This is a genomic window from Bradyrhizobium sp. GW821-FHT13H05 (assembly GCF_058804065.1).
Genome location: NZ_JBXAPO010000001.1, coordinates 535,225 through 562,136 on the forward strand (window position 1 = coordinate 535,225; position 26,912 = coordinate 562,136).

Below are 26,912 nucleotides of genomic sequence, written 5' to 3' on the forward strand. Positions count from 1 at the left end.
CACACTCCCGAGCGCCAAGGAGGCGGAATGGCCAAGGTCGACACATCGCTGGTTGCGCACTTGCCGCTGTTCGAAGGCGTCAAGCCTGATGACCTCGAGGAGATCCTGCGTGAGGCCCGCTCAGCGCGCTACCCCAGGAACACCGCCATTTTCGAGCAGGGCGCGGACGCACAATCCTTCTTCCTGCTGCTGCACGGCCATGTCCGCGCAGCCAAGACCACGCCGACCGGCGAGCAGATTGTGGTGCGCTATGTTGCACCCGGCGAAACCTTCGGGCTCGCGATGGCGATCGGCGCCGCGCACTACCCGGCAACCGCGATGGCGGTCGACGACAGCGTCGCGCTGATCTGGCCGACCTCCGCCTGGCCGCGGCTGGTCGAGCGGTTTCCAGCAATTGCCGCCAACACGCTCCAGACCGTCGGCGCGCGGCTTCAGGAGAGCCACACCCGCATCCTTGAAATGTCGACCCAGCAGGTCGAGCAGCGCGTCGCGCATGCGCTGCTGCGACTCGCAAAACAGTCCGGCAAGAAGCTCGACCGTGGCATCGAGATCGACTTCCCGATCAGCCGCCAGGACATCGCGCAGATGACCGGCACCACGCTGCACACCGTGAGCCGCATCCTGAGCAACTGGGAAGGCCAGGGCCTCGTCGAGAGCGGCCGTCAGCGCATCATCCTGCGCAATCCGCATGGGATCGTCGTGCTGGCGGAGCGCAACCCGGACAGCGGCGCGGCTTAGCTCTTCTCCCTCTCTCCGTTCTTACGGGGAGAGGTGAAGAAGGAAAGCAGGGGTGAGAGCCGCTTCCGCTTACGGCGCAAGCCCGCCCTCACCCGGGAATCCGCGCGCCACCCGCGCGAATTCCAGACCGTTTCACGCCGGCACGCAGTCGCTGAGCGCGGCGAGGAATTTATCGCGATCGAGGCTGTGCTCGCGGCAGGCGTCCTCCACCGTGTGGAAGGTCGCGATCGGACAGCCGACGCAGACCATCCTGAAAGCGAGAAACACGCGGATCGTGTGCGGCGCCGTACGCATGATGTCATCGACCAGATCGTCGGATCGAAAGGGCATGGACAACTCCGTTCCGAAGCGACGATAGTGGAACGAGGCTGAGTTTCTTTGTTGGAGCACAAGCTGGCTACTTCTTCTCCCTCTCCCCGTTCTTACGGGGACGCGACGAGCTTCGCTCGCGCTGAGAAGGTTGGGGTGAGGGGCTACCTCCGCATTCACGGTGAGAGTTGGACTCGCGGAGAGTCCCCCTCACCCGGAATTCAAGCTAGCTTGAATTCCGACCTCTCCCCGCAAGCGGGGCGAGGTGACCTCACACCGCCCGGCTATGCAACTGCTTTCCCGGATCCAGATGTGCGTCGAACGCGGCGGCGACGCTGCGGACGAGGAAGCGCGAGTCGTTCGCAACCGCGATCCGGTCGCCGTCCAGCCTCACGACGCCGTCCGAGATCAGCGGCTTCAGACGCGACGCCGAACTCAGCATCGCCTCGGGCCGTGCGCCATGGCGCGCACAGATGTCGCCGAGATCGGCGCTGAACTCGCACATGATGCGCTCGATGATGTCGGCACGCAGCCGGTCGTCATCGGTGAGCCCATAGCCCTTCGCGGTGGCAAGGTGGCCATTGGCAATGCTCTGCGCATAGGCGCCGATCTGCACCTCGTTCTGGACATATCCCTGCGGCAGATGTCCGATGGCGCTGGCACCGAAGCCGAGCAGGACTTCGCCCTTGTCGGTGGTATAGCCCTGGAAATTGCGCCGCAGCGTCCCCTCCTCGAAGGCGACGGCCATGGCATCGCCGGGTCGCGCGAAATGATCGAGCCCGATCTGGACGTAGCCCGCCTCCTTCAGCGCATTGGCGATCGCGCAGGCCTGGTCGTGACGCGAGAGGCCGTCCGGCAGAATGCCCTGGCTGATCATGCGCTGGTGTTTCTTGAAGTCAGGCACGTGAGCATAGCCGAACACCGAGAAACGGTCGGGCGCGAGCGTGAGGCTGCGCCGCACGGTGTCCAGGCACGAGGCGACGGTCTGGTGCGGCAGCCCGTAGATCAGGTCGAAATTGATTCCCTTGATGCCGGCGTGCCTGAGCATCTCGACGACATCAGCCGTCTGCTCGAAGCTCTGCACACGATTGATTGCGCGCTGTACGACGGGATCGAAACTCTGCACGCCCAGGCTCGCGCGATTGACGCCGGAGAGCCGCATGGCCTCGACCATGTCCGATGTCAGCGTGCGGGGATCGATCTCGACCGCGATCTCGGCCGAAGGCAGCACGAAGAATGCTTGGCGCATCGCCGCCATCAACTCGGCAAAAGCCTCCGGCCCCATGATCGTCGGCGTACCGCCGCCGAAATGAATGTGCTCGACCTTGATGCGCCGTCCGATGGTCTCGGCGACATGCGCGATCTCGCTGTGCAGCGTCCGCTGATAGGCCGCGATCAGATCGTCGCGCCGGACGATCTGGGTATGGCAACCGCAATACCAGCACATCTCGCGGCAGAACGGCACGTGCAGATAGAGCGACGCGCTGGCCCCGGAGGGAAGCTCGGACAACCATTTTGCATAAGTGTCAGCACCGACCGAAGGCGAAAAATGCGGTGCGGTGGGATAGCTCGTATACCGCGGCAGACGTTCCTCGCCATAGCTCGCTGCGAGATCAAGCCTCATATCTTACCCATTCGTAAATCCCGATCGCGGCGAGTGCCGGATCATCTTCAACTTACCCGCTTTCGGGGCGCCGACCTTGCGCTCGCTCAAAGTCCGGGCGCCGGGGTCGGATCTCGACCTTCCTGAAGATTTTACCGGAGGCGAATCCGGCAGAAGCTTGTCGCAGCACAAACACGCTTGCCGCGATCGGCGCACACTGCATCCGTCATCAAAACCCTTTCAGATGAAGGATGCTTCCGATGTTCACCCGCAGAGCCGCATTGATCAGCGCCGCCGCGACCGCCCTGATGCTGGCGACACCCGCTTTCGCCGCCGAGGATCTCAAACTGCCGCGCCAAAAAGTGGAGCTGGTCGCTCCGCCCTTCGTGCACGCGCACGAGCAGGCAACCAGGCAGGGCCCCAAGATCATCGAATTCAAGCTCACGATCGAGGAGAAGAAGGTCGTCATCGACGAGAAGGGCACCACCTTCCAGGCCATGACCTTCAACGGCTCGATGCCGGGACCTCTGATGGTGGTGCATGAGGGCGACTACGTCGAGACGACGCTGGTCAATCCCGCGACCAACACCATGCCGCACAATATCGACTTCCATTCCGCGACCGGTGCGCTCGGCGGCGGTGCGCTGACGCTGATCAATCCCGGCGAGCAGGTCGTGCTGCGCTGGAAGGCGACCAGGACCGGCGTGTTCGTCTATCACTGCGCGCCGGGGGGCCCGATGATTCCCTGGCACGTCGTCTCCGGCATGAACGGTGCCGTGATGGTGCTGCCGCGCGACGGCCTCAACGACGGCAAGGGCCACGCGCTGAAATACGACAAGGTCTACTATATCGGCGAGCAGGACATGTATGTGCCGCGTGACGAGAAGGGCAATTTCAAGTCCTACGACTCGCCGGGCGAAGCCTTCACCGACACTGAAGAGGTGATGAAGAAGCTGATCCCCTCCCATGTCGTGTTCAACGGCAAGGTCGGCGCACTCACCGGCAAGAACGCGCTGACCGCCAATGTCGGCGAGAACGTGCTGATCGTGCATTCGCAGGCCAACCGCGACAGCCGTCCGCATCTGATCGGCGGCCATGGCGACTATGTCTGGGAGACCGGCAAATTCTCCAACGCACCGGAGACCGGGCTCGAGACCTGGTTCATCCGCGGCGGCTCGGCGGGAGCTGCAATGTACAAGTTCCTGCAACCCGGCATCTACGCCTATGTCACGCACAATCTGATCGAGGCCGCCGATCTCGGCGCCACCGCGCACTTCAAGGTCGAAGGCAAGTGGAACGACGATCTGATGACCCAGGTGAAGGCACCTGCGGACATCCCGGCCACCACCAACTAGACGCGACAAGGGGCCGGCCATCACCGGCCCCTTCTTACTTTCGGGGACGACCATGCTGATCGCATTCAAACTGAAGCTGCTACTCGCCTGCGCCGCCGGGCTCGCAGGGCCGATCGCTGTCGTCCCGCTGGTCTCGGACGTGGCCGTGCGCGGCACGGCCGCGGAGCCTGCGATCGTCAGAGTCGCGCCGGGCAATTTCTCCTATCGCGAGGCCGGCGATTTCACGCGTGGCGGGCAGCAGGCGGAAGCGCCGCTGCGCGCGATGCGTTTCACGAAGCCGCTGCACATCATGCGCGAGCAGGTCTCCTCATCGGACTATCAGCTTTGTGTGCAGGACGGCGCCTGCCACGCGCTCGATCGTGGCGTCGCGATTGCCACCGATCGCCCCGCTGTGCAGGTGAACTGGCACGATGCGCAGGCCTATGCGGGATGGCTGTCGCACAAGACCGGCAAGACGTGGCGCCTGCCGAGCGATGCGGAATGGGCCTTTGCGGCAGGCTCCAGATTCAAGGATGATGGCGCGGCGGTGGACGCAGACGATCCCTCAAGACGCTGGCTCAGCCGCTATGAGCGCGAATCCGAACGCGACCTCTCCGACACCACGGCCTATCCATTCGGCAAGTTCGGTCTGAACGAGCACGGCATCGAAGATATCGCCGGGAATGTCTGGGAATGGACCTCGACCTGCTTCGTGCGCTCGCGCACCGACGAGGCCGGCAACGCCGGCAAACCGACCGTGAACTGCGGCGTCCGCGTCGCCGAAGGCGCGCACCGCGCCTATGTCACCGATTTCATTCGCGACGCCCGCGCCGGCGGCTGCGCCCAAGGCACACCGCCCGCCAATCTCGGCTTCCGCCTGGTGCGCGAGGAGCCGTCATGGGTGGCGAGCGTGTCGGCACGTTGGGGCAAAATGTGGACGGCGAGGTCGTAGTGGCTCAGCCGACGGCGTAGCCTCACACTCCATCATTGCGAGCGCAGCGAAGCAATCCAGAATCCCTCCGCGGAAAGACTCTGGATTGCTTCGCTGCGCTCGCAATGACGATGTGGATATATCGGCGCTCCCAAAAGCTCCCACCGGCAAAGCCAACGCCGGTGCAAAACGAAAATGGCCGGGACGAAGCCCAGCCATTTCGCAATCGTTCGCGACTGCTGCCTTACGTATTCTTCAGCGCGACGCGGAATTCGGCTTCGGTCTTGGCCTTGACCTCGTCGAGCGAGACGCCGTCGGCGAGCTCGATCAGCGCCATGCCGCCGTCGCCGTGCTTGTCGATGGTGAAGACGGCGAGATCGGTGACGACCATGTCGACGACGCGCTCGCCGGTCAGCGGCAAATTGCACTTCTTCAGCAGCTTCGAGCCGTCCTTGGCGGAGTGCTCCATCACCACCACGACGCGCTTGACGCCGGCGACGAGATCCATCGCGCCGCCCATGCCCTTGACCATCTTGCCGGGGATCATCCAGTTGGCGAGATCGCCGTTCTGGGCCACCTGCATGGCGCCGAGGATCGACAGGTCCATGTGGCCGCCGCGGATCATGCCGAAGGAATCCGCGCTCGAGAAATAGCTGGTCGAGGGCAGCTCGCTCACGGTCTGCTTGCCGGCGTTGATGAGGTCGGCGTCTTCCTCGCCCTCATAGGGGAACGGGCCCATGCCGAGCATGCCGTTCTCGCTCTGCAGGCTGACGTCGACGCCATCGGGGATGTAGTTCGAGACCAGCGTCGGGATGCCGATGCCGAGATTGACGTAGTAGCCGTCACGCAGTTCCTTCGCGGCGCGCGCAGCCATCTGTTCACGAGTCCAGGCCATGTGAGTCTCCTGATGCGCTTAAGCGGCGGTACGCGGGCGGGTGTTGCGGAATTCGATGCGCTTCTTGGCCGAGCCGACCTCGACGATGCGCTTCACGAAGATGCCGGGCGTATGGATGTGGTCGGGATTGAGTTCACCGGCGGGAACCAGATGCTCGACCTCGGCCACCGTCATCTTGGCGGCGGTCGCCATCATCGGGTTAAAGTTGCGCGCGGTCTTGCGGTAGATCAGGTTGCCGGCGGTATCGCCCTTCCAGGCGTGGACGATGGCGAGATCGGCGAACAGGCCGCGCTCCATCAGATACTTCTCGCCGTCGAATTCCTTCACTTCCTTGCCTTCGGCGATCAGCGTGCCGACGCCGGTCTTGGTGTAGAAGGCCGGGATGCCGGCGCCGCCGGCGCGGATGCGCTCGGCCAGCGTGCCCTGCGGGTTGAATTCGAGTTCCAGCTCGCCGGCGAGGAATTGCTGGGCGAACAGCTTGTTCTCGCCGACATAGGACGAGATCATCTTCTTGATCTGGCGGGTTTCGAGCAGGCGGCTGAGCCCGATGCCATCGACGCCGGCATTGTTGGAGACGACCGTCAGACCCTTGACGCCGGACTCGCGGATCGCGTCCGACAGTTCCTCGGCGATGCCGCAGAGGCCGAAGCCGCCCGACATGATCATCATGTTGTCTTTCAGGATGCCGTCGAGGGCCGACTTGGCGTCGGGATAGACCTTGTTCATACAGGAAACCTTCGGCTTGGAGGCGTCGCGCCTGATTGGCGGCGATTATTAGGCGAAATCCGCCAAAGCCGTCAATGATACGGGGGTTCTCCGCTTCGCTGGGTGGTGCTAGAAGCTGCCCACGCCGTGGGCAGAACCGTCCGCGGCCTTGAAAGCGACAAGAAAACCCATCAAGTTGCGGGACTTAACGTAAAAGGACTTTACGTAAGGAAACTGGGCGTGAGGCGTGCAACTCTCCGGCCCGCTTTTCAGGCTCCCACGACCAACCCGATCAGGACATGCCATTGACCATGGCCCAAGGAATGAAGCGCCTCGGGACGCCGATCGCGGCGCTGCTCGGCGTGGCGCTGATCGCCCTGATCGCGACCTCCTGGCTCATCAACCGCGACGCACTGCGCAAGGCGGTCGAAGCCCAGATCCGCGACGTCACCGGGCTCGAGCTCAGCGTCGCAGGCAACATCGACATCTCGGTGCTACCGGCGAGCTACATCTCCTTCCATGACGTCGGCCTGAAGGGCGGCGGCACCAGCGATCCTGCACTGCATGTCGACGTGCTCACCGCCAATCTCAGGCTCCTGCCGCTGCTGCTGCAGCGGTTCGAGATCGCCGATCTGACGCTGCTGCGGCCGCGCATCCATGTCAGCCTGAAGCCGGACGGCGAGAGCAACTGGACGCCCTTCATCCAGACCATCGCGCGCACCATGAAGCCCGGGGCCGACAGCCAGGTGTCGTTCTCCGAGATCAGGATCCAGGACGGCGTGCTCAATTACGAGGACGCCGCCACCCACGCGACCGAGCAGTTCGACGACATCGACCTGTCGCTGGCCTGGCCCTCGATCTCGCGCTCCTTCGCCGCGACCGGACAGTTCGACTGGCGCGGCGAACGCGTCGACGGCTCGATCAGCTTTTCCGACTTCGTCGCCGCCCTCTCCGGCGACCGTTCCGGGTTGAAGGCGCGGATCGCCAGCGCCCCGCTCAAGGTTGCCTTCGACGGCAGCGTCGCCAACCGCACCAGCCCGATGATGGAAGGCACGCTGACGATCGACAGCCCGTCCTTGCGCAGCGCGCTGCGCTGGACCGGCCAGCCGCAGCCCGCCAGCGGCGGCTTCGGCCGTTTCGCGCTGAAGGCGCGCGCCAACGTCGTCGGCGCCTCGATCGCGCTCACCAACGTCAATGTCGAGCTCGACGGCAACACCGCCGAGGGCGTGATGACCTACGCCAATAACGGTCGGCAGACGCTGCAGGCGACACTCGCCGCCGACGCGCTCGACTTCACGCCCTATATCTCGACCTTTCGCCTGCTCGCCAGCGGCGCGCGCGACTGGAACAGGCAATTGTTCGATCTCAACGGGCTGTCGACCACCGACCTCGACATGCGCCTGTCGGCAGCCAAGCTGACGGTCGGGCCGACGAAGCTCGGCCGCACCGCGATCGGCGCCAATTTGCGCAACGGCACGCTGGCGCTCTCGGTGGGCGAAGCCCAGGTCTATGGCGGCATCGCCAAGGGCTCATTCGGCATCGCGCGCTCCGACACCGTCGCCGACATCAAGGCGCAATTCCAGTTCACCGACGTCGACCTCCAGGCCTGCGCCTCCGAACTGTTCGGCCTCAACAAGCTGTCCGGCCGCGGCAACATCAACGTCTCCCTGTTCGCCTCCGGCTCGAGCCCGTTCGGCCTCGTGCAGTCGCTCGACGGCAGCGCCACCATCACCGGGCATGACGGTGCGATCTCGGGCTTCAACGCCGAGCAGCTCTTGAAGCGGCTGGAGCGGCGGCCGCTGTCGGGCGGCGGCAATTTCCGCAGCGGCTCGACCCCTTACGACAACCTCACCATCGCGGTGAAATTCTCCGACGGGGTCGCAACCGCCGAGGACATCCGCCTCGAAGGGTCCGCGGCGAAGATCACCATGACCGGCACCGCCTCGGTGCCGACGCGCGAATACGACATGAAGGGCGTGGCGAGCCTCAACAGCGCCTCGGGCTTCGAATTGCCCTTCGTGGTGCAGGGCCCCTGGGATGATCCGCTGATCTTCCCCGATCCGGAGAGCCTGATCCGCCGCTCCCCTGCCTCCGCGCCCCTGCTCGACATGCTGAAGGACCGCAAGGCGGGCGACGCCGTGCGCTCCGCGATCGAGCGCATCACCGGCAGCGGAAAGCGTCCCGCACCGGCGGACTCGCCGACGGCGGAGAACGCCAAAGAGAACGCGAAATCGAACTAGCTCCAAGTCCAACTGGCGCCAAGCCCAACTGGCCTCAAGTCCTATTGAGGACGGATCGGCCGGCACCGGCCGATCAGGCGCGAATTGATCGGGGCGAATTGATGCGGCGATTGGATCGATGCGCGAATTAAGCATCTCCTTCGGCCCGACACCCCACGACCCAGATCCGACAAGATGCGTTGATTGCGCTACCACCATGCGCTAGTGTTTTTTCCGACCGGTTAAAACACCGGCGGCTTGAGGGAGAAAAACGTGAAATCCAAGGTTATTGGCGCAGTCACACTGGCGGTCGCTGCGGCGGGGCTGTTCGCAGCCGCTGCACCCGCATTTGCGCAGCAGAAGACGATTACGGTCTGGTGGGGCAAAGGCTTCTACCGCTCCGAAGACGACGCATTGCTCGATACGATCAAGAAGTTCGAAGCCAAGACCGGCATCAAGGTCGAATTGTCGCAGTACGCGATCCAGGACATGATTCCGAAGACGGTCGCAGCCCTCGACGCCGGCACCGTGCCCGACGTTGCCTATTCCGACAGCTACGACGTGCAGGCGCAGGGCAAGTGGGCCTATGAGGGCAAACTCGAGGACCTCTCCGACATCATGGAGCCGATCAAGGATCGCTTCGTGCAGAACACGCTGGATGCGTCGATCCTCTACAACGACGTCACCAAGAAGAAGGCCTATTACGGCTTCCCGCTGAAGCAGCAGAGCATGCATGTCGAGATCTGGAACGACATGCTGGAGAAGGCCGGCTTCAAGCTCGCCGACATCCCGACCGACTGGGCCGGCTACTGGACGTTCTGGTGCGACAAGGTGCAGCCGGGAATCCGCAAGGCCACCGGCCAGCGCGTCTACGGTGTCGGTCAGCCGATGGGCGTGGAATCCACCGACGCCTTCCAGTCGTTCTACACCTTCATGGATGCCTATCACGTCAAGCTGGTCGACGACGACGGCAAGCTCACGGTCGACGATCCCAAGGTGCGCGAGAACCTGATCAGCGCGCTGAAGGACTACACCGACACCTATATCAAGGGCTGCACGCCGCCCTCCTCCACGACCTGGAAGGATCCGGACAACAACGTCGCCTTCCACAACAAGACCATCGTGATGACCCACAACTTCACGATCTCGATCGCGGCGAAGTGGTTCGAGGATTCGCAGAATCAGGCTCTGACGCAGGAGCAGCGTGACGCCGGCAAGAAGGCCTATGAGCAGGACATCGTTACGGCGTCCTTCCCGAAGGCGCCGGACGGTTCGACCATCCGCTACCGTTCCGACGTCAAGACCGGGCTGGTGTTCACCGCGGCGAAGAACAAGGCCGAGGCCAAGCAGTTCATCGCCTTCCTGCTCCAGGAAGAAAACGTTCGTCCCTACATCGAGGGTGCGCTCGGCCGCTGGTTCCCGGTGACCAAGGCGAGCCAGGAGAGCCCGTTCTGGCAGGCCGACAAGCATCGCAAGGCGGTCCATGCCCAGTTCACCGGCGGCACCGCGGCGTTCGACTTCACCAAGAACTGGAAGTTCACGATCCTCAACAACGAGAACGTCTGGGCCAAGGCGATGAACCGGGTCGTCAGCGAGAAGGTTCCGGTCGACAAGGCCGTCGACGAGCTGATCGCCCGCATCAAGCAGGTTGCAGGCTAAGGTCGATCCCCTCCCTCTCCCCGTTCTTCACGGGGAGAGGGTCGGGGTGAGGGGCTCTCTCCGCGAGTTGCGCGCGCTGTGAGTCCTGTACCCCCTCACCCGGATCGCCGAGGGCGATCCGACCTCTCCCCGCAAGCGGAGAGAGGTTAAGATCAAAGAGTCGAAAAGAATGGCGATCACGCTCTCTGACGATCATGCGATCCCTTCTCCGCCCTTGTCGCCTCGGCTGACCCCGGCGCAGGTCTGGGGCATCGTGCTGCTCGCGCCCTATCTCTTGGTTTTCCTCGCCTTCGTGGTCTATCCCGTCTGCTACGGGCTCTGGCTGGCGCGGGCCCCGTCGAATTATGTCGCGCTCTATCACGATCCGATCTTCGCGCGCGCCGCGGTCAACACGCTGATCTTCCTGGTCATCGGCATCAACATCAAGATGCTGATCGCGCTGTTCCTGTCCGGCTTCTTCGCGCAGCAGCGCCCCTGGATCAAATGGCTTTCGGTGATCTTCATCCTGCCCTGGGCGGTGCCGTCGATCCCGACCATCCTGTCGGTGCGCTTCATGTTCAATCCCGAATGGGGCGTGATCAACCACCTCATCTTCTCCTTCACCGGCGATGACGGCCCGAACTGGCTGAACGACCCGACCGTGGCGCTGACCATGGCGATCGGCGTGCACATCTGGAAGTCGCTGCCGTTCTGGACGCTGATCCTGATCACCGGCCGCCTTGCGATCGCGCAAGATCTGTTCGAGGCCGCCGAGGTGGATGGCGCGAGCTGGTGGCAAAAATTCCGCTTCATCACCTGGCCGTCGATGCAGACGCTCTATATCACCTGCACGCTGCTCTCGATGATCTGGACGCTCGGCGACTTCAACAGCGTCTACCTGCTCACCGGCGGTGGCCCGGCCGACCTCACGCATGTGCTGTCGACGCTCGGTATCCGCTATCTCCGGCTCGACCAGCTCTCGCTCGCGATGGCCTCCATCGTCTGCGCGATGCCGTTCGTCCTGCCGCTCGTGTATTTCATGATGAAACGGTTGTCGCGATGAAGCTTCCCGGGTTGAGCGAATTTTCCTGGCGCGACGTCGCGACCGAAGCGCGGCTGCTCCTGATCGGCATTCCCGTCTTCCTGTGGACGATGATCCCGATCTACCACATGTTCCTGTTCGCGATCTCGCCGAAGGAGGACGCGTTCTCGGGCAAGCTGTGGCCGGACCATCCGACGCTGCATAATTTCGAGATCGTGTTCAAGCAGCAGCATTATTTCCTGCGCGACTTCTACGCGCAGTTCTGGAATTCGATGGTGATCGCCGCGGCCGTCGGCGTGCTGACATTGGTCATCGCAACCGCCGCGGCGTTCTCGATCTCTCGGCTTCGGGTGCCCGGCGGCCGCATCGTGCTGAACCTCGCGCTCTTCACCTATTTCATCCCCGCCGCGTTCCTCGCCGTGCCGATGTACCGCACCATGGGCAATTACGGCCTGCTCAACAATCACTGGTCGCTGATCCTGGCGATGGTGACGATCGCGAGCCCCTACGCCATCTGGGTGCTCAAGCAGGCCTCGGACAAGCTGCCGGTCGAGCTCGACGAGGCCGCCGTGATGGACGGCGCGACGACGCTCCAGATCTTCCGCATGGTCTACCTGCCGCTGATGATGCCCTCGCTGGTCGCGATCGGCACCTATGCGGTGCTGCTGGCCTGGAACGAATATCTCTACGCGTTCCTGCTGCTCTCGAACGATCGCGAGATCACGCTGCCCGTCGCGCTCGGCAACTTCCTCGCTGCCGACGACTCGCCCTGGGAGCTGTTGATGACCACCGGCTTCATCTACGCGCTGCCGCCGGCCGCGGTCTACTACGCCTTCCGCCGCTACATGGTGGGCGGGCTCACGGCGGGTGCGGTGAAGTCCTGATGCTCAGCCGAGCACTTCCCGCGGTACGCCCGTAGAAGGACGGCCGCGGGGAGATGTCTTCACCCCGCCTTGCGCACCGTCTGCAGAAACTCTGCGACGTCTTTCTTGAGTGCGCGCGCTTGATCCTGCAATGCCGAAGCCGCCGTAAGCGTCGCTTCAGCGCCGGCATCGGTCTCCCCGGCCACGGTGCGGACGGCGCCGACCTGGTCGGTCACGGCCGCTGTGCCGTTCGCGGCCTGCTCGACGTTGCGCGCGATCTCGCTGGTTGCTGCACCCTGCTCCTCGACGGCGGAGGCGATCGTCGTCGCGATCTCCGTCATCTCGGCGATGGTTTTGCCGATCTGGCCGATCGCGGCGACCGACTGTCCGGTCGAGCCCTGGATCTCGCTGACAAGGCCGGCGATCTCCTCGGTGGCACGCGCGGTCTGGGTTGCAAGGCTCTTCACCTCGTTTGCGACCACGGCAAAGCCCTTGCCGGCATCGCCGGCCCGCGCCGACTCGATCGTGGCATTGAGCGCCAGAAGATTGGTCTGGCTCGCGATCGCCTGGATCAGCTGGACCACGGTACCAATCCGCTCGGCGGAATCCGACAGCGCGCGCATCAGCGCCTCGGTACGGGACGCCTCTTCCTTGGCCTGGTCCGACACCGATACGGAGCGCGAGACCTGGCTCGAAATTTCCTTGATCGAGGCGGCGAGCTGATGCGTCGCCGCCGCGACGGTCTGCACGTTCGAGGATGCCTGGGCCGATGTCGCGGCGACCTGCTCGGCAAGCGAGCGGCCGCGCTCGGCAACGCGGGCGAGACTTTGGGCGCTATGTCCCATCTCCTCGGCACGGCTCGAGACGCCGCCAATGACGCCCTCCATGCCGCGATCGAAGCGATCGGCAAGCTGAGCCATCATCGCGGCACGTTCTGTCTCGGCTGCGGCACGCTGCGCGGCAGCATCCTGCTCCATGCGCCGGACGGTCTGTGCATTCTGGCGGAACACCTCGACCGCGCCAGCCATATGACCAATTTCGTCGCCGCGCCCGCCGCCAGGGATCGCATCATCGAGCTCGCCCGCAGCTAAGCTCTGCATGCGCAAGGTCATCTGACCGATCGGGCGCGACACGCTGCGTCCAATCAGCCAGGCCAGCAATGCGCCCAGGACGAGCGCGAACGCGGCCACCGTGAACACGAGATTGCGGGTTTGATCGACCGATCCGGCCGTCAGCCGGCTCTGCTCAGTACGCATCGCGCCGAGGGCCCGGCTGATCTCGGCCGCCTTGGCGTCGATTGCGCTGCTGGATTTGACGAGATCGGCCTGCGCCTTGCGCAGCTCGCCGATCGCGGCGGAGAGCTCCGTCAACGTCGCCGATTGATCGGCGAGCACCTTCTTCAGCGCCGCGATCAGACTTTTCAATCGTGGCGCCTCGGCATCGGCGATCTCTGCCTCGCTATCGGCCACCGCGGCGAGCGCATAACCGATCGTCAGCCCGGCATCGTCGGCGTCGACCTGGGCCTGGGTGATGGTGAAACGCAGAATCGCGACGCGTGTCGCATCCACCGTGCCGGCCAGGCGCAGCGGCTGGAGCAGACGGTCGGGCTGGTTGGCGAGCGTCACATTGACCGCACCGACGGCGAGGCCTGCCGAGGCGCCGAGCGCCTCGCTCTTGGTGCTCGCGTTGCGCAGACGATCGACCGCGGCAGCAACCGCCGTGAAGGATTTCCGATAGGTCCCGAGAGCATCCACCAGCGCGCTCCGGCCGGCGGCAATCGCCGGCAGGCGAGCGAATTGCTGGTCGACCTGATCGAAGGTCTGGCCAAAGCCGTCGATTGCCTTCATGGCGCTGTCGCGGTCGCCCAGATTGCGCGTCCGGATGAATTTCTCGACGGTGACGTTCGACGAAAGCAACGCGGCATGCACCCTCGCCATGCCGGCATCGCCATCGGCGCTGGTGACGAGCTCTCCGACGGTGCCGCCGATCTCGGACAGCCGCATGACGGCGAGCAGGGCCAGCACGCAGAGGAAACCCAGGACCAATGCGAAGCCGCCGAAGATGCGCGGGCGGATACCGATGCGCGACAGAAGCAGTGACAGGTTCATGATGTTTCCCGGAGAATTACGGCGTAGCCCGGATCCGGGCGAGCAGATCCTTGCCGAAGCGCTTCTCGAATTCGGGTTCCAGGGGTTTCACGGCGTCGATGAAGGGTTGGCGGTCGACCTTCTCGATGATCTCCATGCCGCCCTTGCGCAGGTCCTCCAGCTTCTTCGTCTCCTCCGCGACGCCACTCTTCCAGGTCGCCTCCGCGCCGGCCTTGGCTGCGGCGATGATGGCGGCCTGGTCGGCGGGCTTCAGGGTCTGGAACACGTCGCGATTGGCGACGAAGGCGATCGGCGCGAAGAAATGGCCGGTCAGGCTGGCATATTTCTGCACTTCCTCGAGATGGCTGGCGGCGATCGTCGCGACCGGGTTTTCCTGACCGTCGATGCGGCCGTCCTTCAGTGCGGAATACACCAGCGTGAACTCCATCGGCACGACCTCGGCGCCGAGCGCCTTGAAGGTCATCTGATAGACGTCGTTCGGCAGCACGCGGATCTTCAGGCCGCGGAGGTCTGCGGGAGACTGAATCGGCCGCTTCGAATTGGTGACGTTGCGAAAGCCCTGCTTGCCGATCGCGAGCAGCACCAGTCCCTTGTCGGCGAAATGCTTGGCGAACAGGGCGCCGACCGGCCCATCCGCAACCGCCTTGGCTTGCGCAGCATCACGGAACAGGAACGGAACGTCGAAGACGCCGAATTCCGGAACGGCGGAGCTGACGACCGAGCCAGACAGCGTTGCCATGTCGACCACACCACTGCGCATCGCGGCAAGGATCGCCGTCTCGCTGCCCATCGCGTTGCCGGCGCGTTCATCGAGGATGATACGGCCTTGTGCGATCTCGGCGAGCTTACGGCGGAATTCGTCCGAGCCGATCTGCTGCGGCGACTGCGGCGAGCCGTTGTACACCAGCGACACCATCTGCGTCGCGCCAGCCGACGGCCGAACGGCCAGACAGAACAACGCCAGAACCGTGCTGGCCACACCAATATAAAGCCGCCTCATCGCCCCTCTTCCCCAAGCGATGCGACGATAGCGAGATAAACTATATGAATTGTTAACCTAGATTCCAGGCGGTGCCCGAGCACCGCGCACACTGATCATCCTTCCGCGCGTTTGCGTCGATATGCGATCAGCAGTGCGATCGTCGAACCGATGAAATAGCCGGCGGTGGCGCCGGAGATAGCTCGCCCGATGATGATCGCGAGCGCGCGGTCGCTCGCGTCGATCGCCGAGATCACACCGACCGCGTATTGCAGGGCAAACACGACGAGATTGCGGATCAGGGCAAAGGCGCTGCCAGGACGGATGATCTGTCCGGTGACGTGATCCACGTCGAACGGACGTGGCGTCAGCACGCCAAGCGGCAACAGCACAAACGCGGCCGCAAGCCAAGCCACCAGCGGCCATGCGATGGCCTGATGTCCGAACCCGAGCCGCGACATTCCCCAGACGATAAACACGACCGGCACGATCAACGCGCGCCAGATCGGCGTCGTGCGCGGCTGCATCGCCTGGATACCCTGCCACACCAGATAGGCGAACAGTACGAAGACCCAGAGCGGCGTGTGGGTAAAAATCTGGTAGGCGAATGTCATGATCGCCCTCGGTTCATAGCGGCGCCGCGCTCTCGCCCTGCGAACTCGACAGCTTCGAGGCGAGCGAGGCGATGACGATGACGGCCGCTATCAGGGCAATCACCAGCGTGCAGATCGCGTTGATCTCGGGCTTCACGCCGAGCCGCACCTCCGAATAGATCCGGATCGGCAGCGTCGCCGAGCCGGGGCCGGTGGTGAAGCTCGCGATCACGAGATCGTCGAGCGACAGCGTGAAGGCCAGCATCCAGCCGGCGACAATCGCGGGCGCGATCAGCGGCAGCGTGACGGCGACGAACGCGCGGACCGGATTGCAGCCGAGGTCCATCGCCGCCTCCTCCAGCGAGCGGTCGAGCGAGCCGAGGCGCGACTGCACGACCACCGCGACGAAGCACATCGTCAGCGTGGTGTGGGCGATCGTCACCGTCCAGAAGCCGCGCTCGGCATTCAGCGCCACGAACAGCAGCAGCAGCGACAGACCGGTGATCACCTCCGGCATCACCAGCGGCGCATAGAGCATGCCGGAGAACAGCGTCTGGCCGCGAAAGCGCTCACCGCGCGCCAACGCCACTGCCGCCAGCGTACCAAGCAGCGTCGCAATGGTCGCGGAGGAGACTGCAACCCGCAGGCTCATCCAGGCCGCCTCGATCATCGCGCGGTCGTTGAAAAACTCGTGATACCAGCGCAGCGACCAGCCGCCCCACACCGTCACCAGCCGCGAAGCATTGAACGAATAGATGACGAGGATCAGGATCGGCAGATAGAGGAACGCCATCCCCAGCGCGAGCGAGGCGATGTTGAAGCGGGACAGCCGGGAGACCTCGCGCATCGCCTCAGCGCCCCTGTTCCAGCTGCCGCTTCTGCAGCCGCTCGTACAGCAGCAGCGGCACCAGCAGCACGACGAGCAGCACGATGGCTGCCGCGGAGGCGACCGGCCAATCCTTGTTGGTGAAGAATTCGAGCCACAGGGTCTGGCCGATCATCAGCGAATTGGAGCCAGCCAGCAGATCCGGAATCACGAACTCGCCAACGATGGGGATGAAGCACAAGAGCACGCCTGCCCCGACACCGGGCAGCGACAGCGGAAAGGTGACAAGCCAGAACACCTGCCATGGCGGCGCGCCGAGATCAGAGGCCGCCTCTTCCAGCACCGGCTCCATCTTGGCGAGGGTCGCGTAAAGCGGCAGGATCATGAACGGAAGATAAGAGTAGACGATGCCGATATACATCGCGGTGTCGGTGGAGAGCCACACCACCGGCTGGCTGACCAGATGCAGCGCCAGCAGGATCTGGTTGAGCAGGCCGTCGTGCTGGAGGATGTTGATCCAGGCATAGATGCGGATCAGGAACGACGTCCAGAACGGCACGATCACCAGCACCATCGCCACCGCCTGCCAGCGTTTTGGCAATCGCGCCATGCCATAGGCGATGGGGTAGCCGATCAACAGCAGCAGCGCCGTCGCGGTGAGAGCGACCGTGAGGCTGCGCACATAAGCGAACAGATAGATGTCGTCGGAGGCGAGCAGCCTGAAATTGTCGATCGACAGCGCGGCAAAGGCTGCCCTCAGCGCCTCCCATCCCGCCGTCAGGTCGAACACCGGCTCGTAAGGCGGCTGCGCGATCGCCGTCTGCGACAGGCTGATCTTGAGCACGAAGGCGAACGGCACCAGGAAGAACAGCACCATCCAGAGATAGGGCGCGATCGCGGCGAAGCGCGCCGGCCGCGCGAAGATGCGACGTCCGCTCATGACGGCAGCACCACGCAGTCGTCGGGCGCGAACCAGGCGACGACATGCTGGTTCAGGCTGTAGGCGTCGACGTCGAGGCGCGCACTGTTGGCGACGGTGGCCTGCACCATTCCGCCGGTATCGAGCTTCACCTTGTAGGTGGTGGTGCCGCCGAGATAGCAGATGTCGGCGATCACGCCGTCCAGCCGGTTGAGCGCGGTTTCATGACCGGCCTCGCTGACGGGACCGCGGCGCGACAGCTTGACCTTTTCGGGGCGGATCGCGACCGCAAATTTTCCCGCGCCGACCTGTTCGCGCGGCTCGGCCACCACCAATGGACCCGCATCGCGCGTGCCAATGACCAGACGATGACCGTCGCGCAATCTGGACTCGCCGTCGAACAGATTGATGTCACCGACGAACTCCGCGATCCAGCGCGAGCGTGGCGCCTCGTAGAGCTCGCGCGGGCTCGCGACCTGAGCCAGCTTGCCGTCCTTCATCACACCAATCCGGCTCGCCATCGTCATCGCCTCCTCCTGGTCGTGAGTGACGATGATGAAAGTCATGCCGAGCCGGCGCTGGAGCTCCATCAGCTCGCCCTGCGTGCTCTCGCGCAGCTTCTTGTCCAGTGCGGCGAGCGGCTCGTCGAGCAGCAGCAGCTGCGGCCGGCGCGCCAACGCACGCGCCAGCGCCACCCGCTGGCGCTGGCCGCCGGAGAGCTGGTCGGGCTTGCGCTTCTCCAGCCCCTCCAGCTTCACCAGCGCGACCATTTCCGCAACGCGCGTGGCGATGTCGGCGCGCGCCATGCCGGCGCGCTTCAGGCCGAACGCGATGTTGTCGCGCACGGAGAGATGCGGAAACAACGCGTAGTTCTGGAACATCATGTTGATCGGACGCTCATGCGGCAGCGCCTGCGCGATGTCCTTATCCCCGAGCAGGATCCGTCCCTCGTCCGGCGCTTCGAAGCCGGCGAGCATGCGCAGCAGCGTGGTCTTGCCGCAGCCGCTGGGCCCGAGCAGTGCAAAAAACTCGCCGGCCTTGATCTCGAGCGACACGCCGTCCACGGCGCGGAACGTCCCGAAGGTCTTGGCCACGCCCTCGATGCGCAGCAACGGCTGGCCCGCCGCCGGATGCGCATCCGCGCCGGCCGCATCAGCTGCGACGTCTGTCCTGGGCAACTCGTCAGTCATGGTCCCTGCCAACCCCGATTCCGCCGCACGCTAGCGGCCGATCGTCCCTAGCTCAACCGGTTCGGAGGCAACTTCCATTGCAGCCCCGTAGCCCGGATGGAGCGGAGCGTAATCCGGGGCGGTCCGTCGATGGTGAGACTTCCCCGGATTGCGCTTCGCTCCATCCGGGCTACCGCTGTCTAGCTGATATCCGCCATGAACGTCGCCAGCGCGTCACGGTCCGCCGCGGACATGGTCAGGCCAAGCTTGGAGCGGCGCCACAGGATGTCCTCCGGAAAACGCGCCCATTCGTGGGCCATGAGATAGCGCACCTCGGCACCGGTCAGTTCGGGGCCGAAGGCCGGGCCTAGCTCGTCACGGGTCTTGGCCTCGCCCAGAACGGTGGGCAATCGCGAGCCATAGGCCGCGACCAGCCGCTGGGCCTCCGGCTCCGACAGAAAGCGCCAGCGGTCGCGGGCAAGGTCGACTTCGGTGTCGAAACGATCCCAGGCGAAATCTCCGCCGGGCAACGCTGCGCCGGCGGTCCAGGGCGGCGACATCGGATAGAACGGCGTCAGCCGCGTCACCGCCCGCTCCGCGCGCAGGCGCGAGGTGGTGACATCGCCGCCAAACATCGTGATCAGCGGCGCCTTGCGCCGGCGCGCATGGAACAGCGTCGTGCCGTCGCGCTCGCGCGCGGACGCCAGCGTCAGGTTGACGCCGGAGACCGTCCGGACCACGTCGGTCGGTGTGACGCGCTCACGGAAATAGCGGCTGGCGGCGTCGCAGAGATAGCTGACGTCGGCGCCGGGCATCGCGACGATGGCGGGATCGCCGGTGAAAGCGTGCGTGACCGTGCCGATCAGCGTGAAGTCGCGCTCGAACGGCCGGGCGAAGATCAGCCGCCCATCATTGTTCTGGAAGACGTAGACATTCCCGGACTCGAACAGCTTTGGCACGACGATCTGGCTCATCTGCGTTGCCGCCATCGCGGCCTGCGGCTGGCGCAGCACGGTGTCGGCGACCATCGCGGTCCAGCCGCCGGTGGCGTTGGCGAGCGCCCGCGTCGTGATGGTGCGGCGGTGACCGCGATCGACAACCGCAAGACGCCAAGTGTCGGTGCGATCGGCACGGACGCAGCGCGCCCCGGTACGGATCGCGGCGCCGCGTTCGGCGGCATCCAACGCCGTGAGGACCACAAGACGGGAATCGTCGACCACGCAGTCCGAATATTCGAACGCCATGCCGAACGGGCGCTTCAGCGCGTCGCCGACCGGATGATGCGTGATGTCCAGGGTCACTGACGGCGGCAGGCCGCCCCGGTTGGTGAGGCCGTCATAGACATAGAGGCCGGCGCGCAGCAGCCATGGCGGCCGCTCATCGGAATGGGCGGGGATCGCAAAGCGCATCGGCCGGACCAGATGCGGCGCGATCCGAAGCCAGATCCGGCGCTCGGCCAGCGCCCGGCGCACCCGCCAGAAGCCGCGGCGCTCCAGCACCGAGAGATCACCGTGGATCAGACGCGGCGTCGCCGACGAGGCCGCGCCACCGAGATCGCCCTGCTCGAACAGGATCACGCGCAGGCCGCGGCCGGCCGCATCGCGGGCGAGGCTGACACCGTTCAGGCCGCCGCCGATGATCGCAAGATCGTAATCCGCCATGAAACCGTCGAAAGGGAGCGAAACGTAACGCTCTCATCCCTAGCCGGTCTTGAGCGCAAGCTCCATGGTCTCGGTGCGGCCGACGAGGTCGGCATATTTCCCGATCGGCAGCGGCTTGCCGAGCAGATAGCCCTGCACGCCGTCACAACCCTCCCTGGCGAGGAAGGTGAGCTGCTCGACCGTCTCGACGCCTTCGGCGACGATCGACATTTCCAGGCCGTGGCCGAGGTCGATCACGGCGCGCACGATCGCCGCCGATTGCGGGTTGCGGCCGAGATTGATGATGAAGGCGCGATCGATCTTGATCTTGTCGAACGGGAACGCCTGGAGATAGCTCAGCGAGGAATAGCCGCTGCCGAAATCGTCCATGGAGATGCGCACGCCGAGCGCCTTCAGCCGGCGCAGCAGTGCAAGACCCCTGTCGAAATCCTCGATCAGCACGCCCTCGGTGATCTCAAGCTCGAGCCGGCCGGGCGCGAGCCCGGTTTCGATCAGGATGGAATGGACCAGCCCGACGACGTCGCCGTGCATGAACTGCGCCGGCGACAGATTGACCGCGACCTGGAGCGGCTTCGGCCAGGACGCCGCCTCGCGGCAGGCCTGCCGCAATATCCACTCGCCCATCTCGACGATCAGGCCGCTTTCCTCCGCGATCGGGATGAATTCGGCCGGCGAAACCTGGCCGCGCACCGGATGCTGCCAGCGCGCCAAGGCCTCGAAGCCGATGATCTCGCTCTCGGCAACGCTGTGGCCCGCGGCGCCCTGCGGCTGGAAGGCCAGCGAGAGCTCGCCGTTCTTGATCGCCATCGAGAGGTCCTGATGCAGCACGCGGCGATCGCGAATCTGCTGGTCCATCTCCGGCTGGTAGAGGCTGATCGTGCCGCGCGACTTCTGCTTGGCGCGGAACAGCGCCGCGCCGGCATTGGCGAGCAGCGAGGCGGCATCAGCGCCATTGTGCGGGAAGACCGACATGCCGGTGGTGACGCCGGCACGGACCGGCCGGCCGTCGATCTGGAATTCCCGGGCCACGGCCTCGCCGAGCTGCTGCGCCAGTGAAAGACCCGCCTCCGGCTGCTTGCCGTCGATGATCAGGCCGAACTCGTCGCCGGAGAGGCGCGCCACCACGCCGCCGCGCGCGGAATCCTGGAGCCGCTGGGCCACCTCGATCAGGAGCTTGTCGCCGAGCGCATGGCCGAAGACGTCGTTGACCTCCTTGAGGCCGTCGAGGTCGACGCAGAGCACGGCGAACTCCTCGCCGGTGCCTTCGCAGGCCTCGATCATCTGGGTCAGCGCCTGCAGGAAGGCGGCGCGGTTCGGCAGATCGGTCAGGCCGTCATGATAGGCCATGTGCGCCATGCGCGACTCGGTCTGCCGGCGGTCAGTGACGTCTTCGTGGGTCTTGATCAGATATTGCGGCTCGCCAGCATCGCTGAGCACGGTGGCGCGACGGGTCAGGAACAGCCGCAGGCCGTCCTTGGTGGAGATCGGATGCTCCTCGGTGATCATGCCGCGCTTCTTGATCGCGGCCTCGTCGCGCGCGATGATCAGCTTGGCTTCCTTGGGATTGAAGATGTCGGACGCTGTGAGGCCCGTGGCTTCCTCGCGCCGGCGGTTGAGGATGGTCTCGGCGCTGCGGTTGGCGAGCAGATAGCGACCATCCTTGACCTGCTCCACGATCAGCGCGACCGGGATGTTGTCGACCACGAGCTCCAGGAACTTCTTCGTGCTCTCCAGCTCCTGCGACAGCGAGCGGCGGTCTGTGATGTCCTCGAACACAAGCATCAGGAATTCCGGCTTGTTGTTCTCGTTGCGGACCACGATCCGGATCGAGGCGACCATGCGCCGCGTGCCGCCGCGGTCGACCTCGAACTCGTTGCGGAACTGGCCGTCGGGCGAATTGAGCGCCGCCTTGTCGGTCGCCTCGATGCTGGCCGCCGAGACCGGCGCAAACAGCTGGCGCGCGTTCTTGCCGACGACCTGGTCCCGCGAGAAACCCCAGAAGCGCTCATAGGCGCTGTTGGCGAAGATGTAGCAGCCGTCCTCGATGTTCTTGGCGGCAACGCAGGCCGGCACGTTGTCCAGCACGGTTTCCAGGAACTGCTTGGTCGAGGCGAGCTGCCGCGACAGCCTGCGCTGCTCGCTGACGTCGAGATGCGTCGCCACCGAGCCGCCGTTCGGCAGCACGAAATATTTGACCAGGATGGCGCGGCCATCAGGCAGCTCGGTGATCAGACCGTTGGGGCTTGCCGCCTTCTCGTAGAACTCTTCGTCGGAGACGCCGCCGAGGACGCCGCGCTTGCGCCTGAGTTCGAGGATATCGTAGCCGTCCATGTCGGCCCACAGATCCGACCGCGACAGGCTGTAGATCTCGAGATAGCGGTCGTTGCAGAAGATGATGCGCCGCTGCGCATCGGTCATCACCACGCCCTGGTTGAGATTGTTCATGGCGGAGGAGACGAAGGCGTTGCGCCGCAGTTGCAACCGCCTGGTCCGGCGCAGCGCCGAATGAACCCACAGCGCAACTGCCGCCAGGAACGCGCAGACGACGATGCCCCCGATCAGGGCCTCCCAGATCAGATTGGGATCGAGCTTGCCGAGAGCGCTCGGCGCCTCGAAGCTGTCCGACAGCGCAAAGGCACGCGCAGGCGCGACCGCGCCGGCCAGGCACACAACGGCCTGTACAGCAATCGGCAGCATGCCGCCCGCGTGCCAGTTCTTTTCAGCCATCAGCCACCCGCGATTTCAACGTCGGATTGTCTGGCCTCGCCGGTTTGGATCGGGTAAACGCCTGTACGCGCAACAGAAAAATGTGACGTCAAATACGGCAATTGCCCTGACATGATAAATGCTTCCTTAATGGAAAACGGCCCCGCGCCCTCGTTCTCAGCTCCAGTGCCACCGGCGCTTCCAGCGGACAGCCTGCACAACCATGGATAGGGTCGATTGCATCGTCATCGGAGCCGGCGTGGTCGGGCTCGCGGTGGCCAGAAAGCTTGCACAGGCCGGGCGCGAGGTGATCGTGCTCGAGGAGGCCGAAGCCATCGGCACCATCACCTCTTCGCGCAACAGCGAGGTGATCCATGCCGGGATCTATTACCGCGCCGGGAGCTGGATGGCGCGCATGTGCGTCGACGGCAAGCATGCGCTCTACCGCTACTGCAGCGAGCGCGGCGTCCCCCATAAAAATTGCGGCAAGCTGATTGTCGCGACCAATCCGAAAGAGACCGAGAAGCTGCAATCGATCAAGGCGCATGCCGAGGCCAATGGCGTGCTCGACATGCAGCTGCTCACAGGCGAGGCCGCACGCGCGCTTGAGCCGGCGCTCGCCTGCGACGCCGCGCTGCTCTCGCCCTCGACCGGCATCATCGACAGCCACGCCTACATGCTCTCGCTCCGCGGCGAGGCTGAGGACGCCGGCGCGGCCTTCGCGTTTCACACCCCGCTGGTCCGCGCCAAGGCTGCAGCCGGCGTGATCGAGGTCGAGGCCGGCGGCGAGGCACCGATGACGCTGCAATGCAGCCTCCTCGTCAACGCTGCGGGGCTCGCAGCAACGACAGTGGCACGCAACATCGACGGCATGCCGGTGGACCGGATTCCGCCGGCCTATCTTGCCAAGGGAAATTACTTCAGCTGCAACGCCAGGGCGCCGTTCTCGCGCCTGATCTATCCGGTGCCCGAGCCCGGCGGCCTCGGCGTGCATCTGACGCTGGACATGGCGGGGCAGGCGCGTTTCGGCCCCGACGTCGAGTGGATCGAGACCATCGACTACGAGGTCGACCCGTCACGCGCCGAGCGCTTCTATCCGGCGATCCGCAAATACTGGCCGACGCTGCCTGACGGCGCGTTGATGCCGAGCTATTCGGGCATCCGCCCGAAGATCGTGCCGCCGGCGGTGGCCACGCAGGATTTCCTGATGCAGGGCCCGCGCGATCACGGCGTCGAAGGATTGATCAACCTGTTCGGCATCGAATCGCCGGGACTGACGTCCTCGCTCGCGATCGCGGATCACGTTGCCGAACTCGCGAATATTTAAAGCGTTTTCAAGCGAAGTGGATACCGGTTCGCGTCAAGAAAACGCGTCCAAACAAAAATCTGGAGCTATCTCCGCTCCGATCCATCGGAACGGAGATAGCTCCAGACGCCGCGCAAATATCTTTGCACGGTTTCGCACCTTTTCCGCAGGGATGAGCGCAACACCGCTCACCCCTGCCTGAAAGGGTGTGATCTAACTCTACGCTGATACGGGGGTTACTAGTGAAGCGTGTCGCCGGTGTGCTTCAGACGCTCGATCTGGTCCTTGACCATCAACTTCCGGCGCTTCAACTCAACAATTTGCAGGTCGTCTGTTGAAAGGTGCACGAGAGCTTCGTGCAATTCGTTTTCGAGAGTTTTGTGCTTCCGTTCCAATTCAACCAGATGTGCCTGAATTGTCATTCGAAACCTCCTCGGTAGGGGTGAACCTTGGATTCGATCCGGACGAGGAAGTGTACATCACCGATTCGTTCTGTCGATGGGTATCCGTCGTCGCAGTGTCATTTTTGAAAATTCATATGTAACGAAGCGTGAGTAAGGGAACCACGTTGGAAAAATCCATGATATCAATGCGCTTGCGCAGCGCCGCAGCGATCCGCAGAAATATGTTGCGGGAGATCGGCGCGCACAGGTCGCAGATCGCTTGCGATCACGCCGCGCAAGGACGATAATTTCCACAGGGCATCCACAGCCTTAATCTCACGCCTATCGGTTTTTCGGCCACCGCAGACATGACCAATGAAGACGAGCGCGAACTCGAATCCGAGCTCGCCCGGTTGCAGCAGGAACACCGAGATCTCGATGCGGCGATCGATGCACTGCATCAATCGCCCGCCCCCGACCTATTGCGGTTGCAGCGGTTGAAGAAGCGCAAGCTGTTGTTGCGCGACCGCATCGCGTTCATCGAAGACCAGATCACGCCCGACATCATCGCCTGATCCGCGAGGCGCTTTTCGCGGCAGCTCGGCGCATCCGAATCCGCTTGACTCCAAAAGAACAAAATAGGAACATTTGGACACCCAGCGCCCAAGGACACGCCCAAGAACGACAACAAGGACAACGCAAATGTCGGCAACCGCCCTTCTCGACAACAGCCATTATGAACAGGCCTGCGATCAGGCGATCGCGATGTGCGACGGCAATCTGCGCAGCACCATCAAGGCGCTGATCATGGCCAACGAATATCTGGAGGCGGAACTGGAAGAATTGCAGGCGGCGATTTCGGCCGGCTGCATTCCCGAGACCTCACGCAACAAGGCGCGCAGCAGCGCCGCCTGATGTCGATGACCGGAGCAACGCCATGTCGGACGTCACCTACTACGTTGCAATGCCCTTCCTGATCGATGACGACGGATCACCTGTCGCGGGCGCCGCCGAGGAATGCCAGAGTTCGACGGCCGCGCTGCGGCGCGCCGAGATTCTGTCACGCGGCACCGGCCACATCGGCGCGATTGCGTTCAGTCGCAGCGGCGATCCCATGACCGGCGAATTCGGCGACGCCACGCTGCTGCGCAAATTCGGTAACGTGCCGGAAGATCTCGCGACCCTCTAGCGTTCGCTGCTCACAAGCCTGATCCGCGGCTCGTGCCGCCGGCTCGCCTTGCGCACATACATGGCGGCATCTGCTTCTTCCAGCGCGCGGCCGGGATCGGACTGCGCACCCAGCAGCGCGACACCGGCGGAGGCGCCCGCGGTCACATGCTGGCCACGAAAGACGAAGGATAATTCGTCGATCGCCTGCTCGAAGATCGCGGCCTTCGCCTTCGCATCGGTCTCGCTGAGATTCCACAGCAACAGCGCGAACTCGTCGCCGCCGAGCCGGCCGACCACGTCCGAGGCGCGGACCTGCCGCGTCAGCGCGCCCGCGATCGCCTTCAGCACCTCGTCGCCGGCGCCATGACCGAAGCAATCGTTGATCGGTTTCAGCCGGTCGACGTCGAGCACGACCAGTGCGCCACTGGCGCGATACCGCTTCATGTAGGCGATGGCACGCGTGAGCTCGCGCTCGAAACCGCGCCGGTTCGGAATCTCGAGCAGGAAGTCAGTGTCGGCGGCAGCTTCCAGTTCCGCGACCCGTCGCTCAGCCGCCTTGAGCTTGCTCCGCAGGCCCCGGATCGTCGCCTTGGTGTCGGCGGCGGCCGACGCTTGACGCGGCGGAGGCTTGGCCGGACGCGGGGGGGCAGATTTGGATCGGCTGGCACTGATCTTCCGGCCCTTTTTGGCCTTCGCAGCACTCGCCCTTGTTGGTTTCTTCATGGGCATCCTGCTCAATGAAGGCTTGCGGGGATTCACCAAGACAGGATAGTCCATTCCCTTCTCCTTGCCACCGCCTTGCGAGCCGCCGGCCG

The 26,912-nt window shown here is 64.4% G+C and carries 25 protein-coding genes; 11 read left to right on the top strand and 14 right to left on the bottom strand.

What is annotated here, in order from left to right:
- Positions 1-27 precede the first annotated feature (27 nt).
- On the top strand, positions 28-738 hold the full coding sequence (locus AC1RR3_RS02545; RefSeq protein ID WP_492819015.1) for a Crp/Fnr family transcriptional regulator: 711 nt from the start codon (positions 28-30) through the stop codon (positions 736-738).
- Between the two features lie 132 nt (positions 739-870).
- On the opposite strand, the gene AC1RR3_RS02550 is transcribed toward AC1RR3_RS02545, so the two are convergent.
- Entirely contained in the window at positions 871-1,068 is a 198-nt protein-coding gene (locus AC1RR3_RS02550) for a DUF1858 domain-containing protein (RefSeq protein ID WP_492819017.1), read from the bottom strand.
- Positions 1,069-1,318: 250 nt separating this feature from the next.
- Positions 1,319-2,671 (bottom strand): oxygen-independent coproporphyrinogen III oxidase, encoded by a 1,353-nt coding sequence (hemN, locus tag AC1RR3_RS02555; protein ID WP_492819019.1) that lies wholly within the window; start codon positions 2,669-2,671, stop codon positions 1,319-1,321.
- Positions 2,672-2,910: 239 nt separating this feature from the next.
- Between hemN and nirK the strand changes: the two genes are divergently transcribed.
- Positions 2,911-4,005 (top strand): copper-containing nitrite reductase, encoded by a 1,095-nt coding sequence (nirK, locus tag AC1RR3_RS02560; protein WP_492819021.1) that lies wholly within the window; start codon positions 2,911-2,913, stop codon positions 4,003-4,005.
- 52 nt (positions 4,006-4,057) lie between these two features.
- On the top strand, positions 4,058-4,936 hold the full coding sequence (locus AC1RR3_RS02565; RefSeq protein WP_492819023.1) for a formylglycine-generating enzyme family protein: 879 nt from the start codon (positions 4,058-4,060) through the stop codon (positions 4,934-4,936).
- A gap of 223 nt (positions 4,937-5,159) precedes the next feature.
- Here AC1RR3_RS02565 and AC1RR3_RS02570 read toward each other — a convergent pair whose 3' ends face one another.
- Together AC1RR3_RS02570 and AC1RR3_RS02575 are read right to left on the bottom strand one after the other, a co-directional pair.
- A complete protein-coding gene (locus AC1RR3_RS02570) occupies positions 5,160-5,810 on the bottom strand; it encodes a CoA transferase subunit B (RefSeq protein ID WP_128927797.1) in 651 nt (216 codons plus the stop codon).
- Positions 5,811-5,828: 18 nt separating this feature from the next.
- Positions 5,829-6,536, bottom strand: coding sequence for a CoA transferase subunit A (locus tag AC1RR3_RS02575; RefSeq protein WP_492819025.1), 708 nt, complete (start codon positions 6,534-6,536; stop codon positions 5,829-5,831).
- Positions 6,537-6,826: 290 nt separating this feature from the next.
- On the opposite strand from AC1RR3_RS02575, the gene AC1RR3_RS02580 reads away from it, so the two are divergent.
- From AC1RR3_RS02580 to AC1RR3_RS02595, 4 genes are all read left to right on the top strand, one after another.
- The gene (locus AC1RR3_RS02580; protein WP_492819782.1) at positions 6,827-8,755 is read left to right on the top strand and encodes an AsmA family protein; all 1,929 of its coding nucleotides are present in this window, start codon (positions 6,827-6,829) and stop codon (positions 8,753-8,755) included.
- Positions 8,756-9,007: 252 nt separating this feature from the next.
- Positions 9,008-10,393: an ABC transporter substrate-binding protein gene (locus tag AC1RR3_RS02585; RefSeq protein WP_492819027.1), complete on the top strand. Its 1,386-nt coding sequence runs from the start codon at positions 9,008-9,010 to the stop codon at positions 10,391-10,393.
- 169 nt (positions 10,394-10,562) lie between these two features.
- Positions 10,563-11,435: a carbohydrate ABC transporter permease gene (locus AC1RR3_RS02590; protein ID WP_492819029.1), complete on the top strand. Its 873-nt coding sequence runs from the start codon at positions 10,563-10,565 to the stop codon at positions 11,433-11,435.
- Positions 11,432-12,298: a carbohydrate ABC transporter permease gene (locus tag AC1RR3_RS02595; protein ID WP_492819031.1), complete on the top strand. Its 867-nt coding sequence runs from the start codon at positions 11,432-11,434 to the stop codon at positions 12,296-12,298. Before AC1RR3_RS02590 ends, AC1RR3_RS02595 begins: the two co-directional genes overlap by 4 nt.
- 59 nt (positions 12,299-12,357) lie before the next feature.
- Here AC1RR3_RS02595 and AC1RR3_RS02600 read toward each other — a convergent pair whose 3' ends face one another.
- From AC1RR3_RS02600 to AC1RR3_RS02635, 8 genes are all read right to left on the bottom strand, one after another.
- Positions 12,358-14,385, bottom strand: a complete 2,028-nt coding sequence (locus AC1RR3_RS02600; RefSeq protein WP_492819033.1) for a methyl-accepting chemotaxis protein — start codon at positions 14,383-14,385, stop codon at positions 12,358-12,360.
- Between the two features lie 16 nt (positions 14,386-14,401).
- A complete protein-coding gene (locus tag AC1RR3_RS02605; protein ID WP_492819035.1) occupies positions 14,402-15,385 on the bottom strand; it encodes a TRAP transporter substrate-binding protein in 984 nt (327 codons plus the stop codon).
- Between the two features lie 95 nt (positions 15,386-15,480).
- Positions 15,481-15,978, bottom strand: a complete 498-nt coding sequence (locus AC1RR3_RS02610; protein ID WP_492819037.1) for a DUF6622 family protein — start codon at positions 15,976-15,978, stop codon at positions 15,481-15,483.
- Between the two features lie 13 nt (positions 15,979-15,991).
- Positions 15,992-16,804, bottom strand: coding sequence for an ABC transporter permease (locus AC1RR3_RS02615; RefSeq protein ID WP_492819039.1), 813 nt, complete (start codon positions 16,802-16,804; stop codon positions 15,992-15,994).
- 4 nt (positions 16,805-16,808) lie between these two features.
- Complete coding sequence (locus AC1RR3_RS02620; protein WP_492819041.1) at positions 16,809-17,723, bottom strand: ABC transporter permease; 915 nt, start codon at positions 17,721-17,723, stop codon at positions 16,809-16,811.
- On the bottom strand, positions 17,720-18,892 hold the full coding sequence (locus AC1RR3_RS02625; RefSeq protein WP_492819043.1) for an ABC transporter ATP-binding protein: 1,173 nt from the start codon (positions 18,890-18,892) through the stop codon (positions 17,720-17,722). The genes AC1RR3_RS02620 and AC1RR3_RS02625 overlap by 4 nt, the downstream gene beginning before the upstream one ends.
- A 179-nt stretch (positions 18,893-19,071) precedes the next feature.
- Positions 19,072-20,532, bottom strand: coding sequence for a glycerol-3-phosphate dehydrogenase (locus tag AC1RR3_RS02630; RefSeq protein ID WP_492819045.1), 1,461 nt, complete (start codon positions 20,530-20,532; stop codon positions 19,072-19,074).
- Between the two features lie 39 nt (positions 20,533-20,571).
- Entirely contained in the window at positions 20,572-23,259 is a 2,688-nt protein-coding gene (locus AC1RR3_RS02635; RefSeq protein ID WP_492819047.1) for a sensor domain-containing protein, read from the bottom strand.
- 202 nt (positions 23,260-23,461) lie between these two features.
- Here AC1RR3_RS02635 and AC1RR3_RS02640 point away from each other — a divergent pair, with 202 nt between their 5' ends.
- A complete protein-coding gene (locus AC1RR3_RS02640) occupies positions 23,462-24,565 on the top strand; it encodes an NAD(P)/FAD-dependent oxidoreductase (protein WP_492819049.1) in 1,104 nt (367 codons plus the stop codon).
- Between the two features lie 218 nt (positions 24,566-24,783).
- Here the strand turns inward: AC1RR3_RS02640 and AC1RR3_RS02645 are convergent, their stop codons facing one another.
- Positions 24,784-24,966 carry a YdcH family protein gene (locus AC1RR3_RS02645; protein ID WP_008131172.1) on the bottom strand — a complete coding sequence of 61 codons (183 nt, stop codon included), beginning with the start codon at positions 24,964-24,966 and terminating at the stop codon, positions 24,784-24,786.
- 329 nt (positions 24,967-25,295) lie between these two features.
- Here AC1RR3_RS02645 and AC1RR3_RS02650 point away from each other — a divergent pair, with 329 nt between their 5' ends.
- The 3 genes from AC1RR3_RS02650 to AC1RR3_RS02660 all read left to right on the top strand — a co-directional run bounded on the left by AC1RR3_RS02650 (position 25,296) and on the right by AC1RR3_RS02660 (position 26,116).
- Positions 25,296-25,502, top strand: coding sequence for a YdcH family protein (locus AC1RR3_RS02650; protein WP_247319678.1), 207 nt, complete (start codon positions 25,296-25,298; stop codon positions 25,500-25,502).
- Positions 25,503-25,629: 127 nt separating this feature from the next.
- Positions 25,630-25,842, top strand: coding sequence for a hypothetical protein (locus tag AC1RR3_RS02655; RefSeq protein WP_492819052.1), 213 nt, complete (start codon positions 25,630-25,632; stop codon positions 25,840-25,842).
- 22 nt (positions 25,843-25,864) lie between these two features.
- Positions 25,865-26,116 carry a hypothetical protein gene (locus AC1RR3_RS02660; protein ID WP_492819054.1) on the top strand — a complete coding sequence of 84 codons (252 nt, stop codon included), beginning with the start codon at positions 25,865-25,867 and terminating at the stop codon, positions 26,114-26,116.
- Here AC1RR3_RS02660 and AC1RR3_RS02665 read toward each other — a convergent pair.
- Positions 26,113-26,820: a GGDEF domain-containing protein gene (locus tag AC1RR3_RS02665; RefSeq protein ID WP_492819056.1), complete on the bottom strand. Its 708-nt coding sequence runs from the start codon at positions 26,818-26,820 to the stop codon at positions 26,113-26,115. The two genes, AC1RR3_RS02660 and AC1RR3_RS02665, sit on opposite strands and share 4 nt — an antisense overlap.
- Between the last annotated feature and the right edge of the window lie 92 nt (positions 26,821-26,912).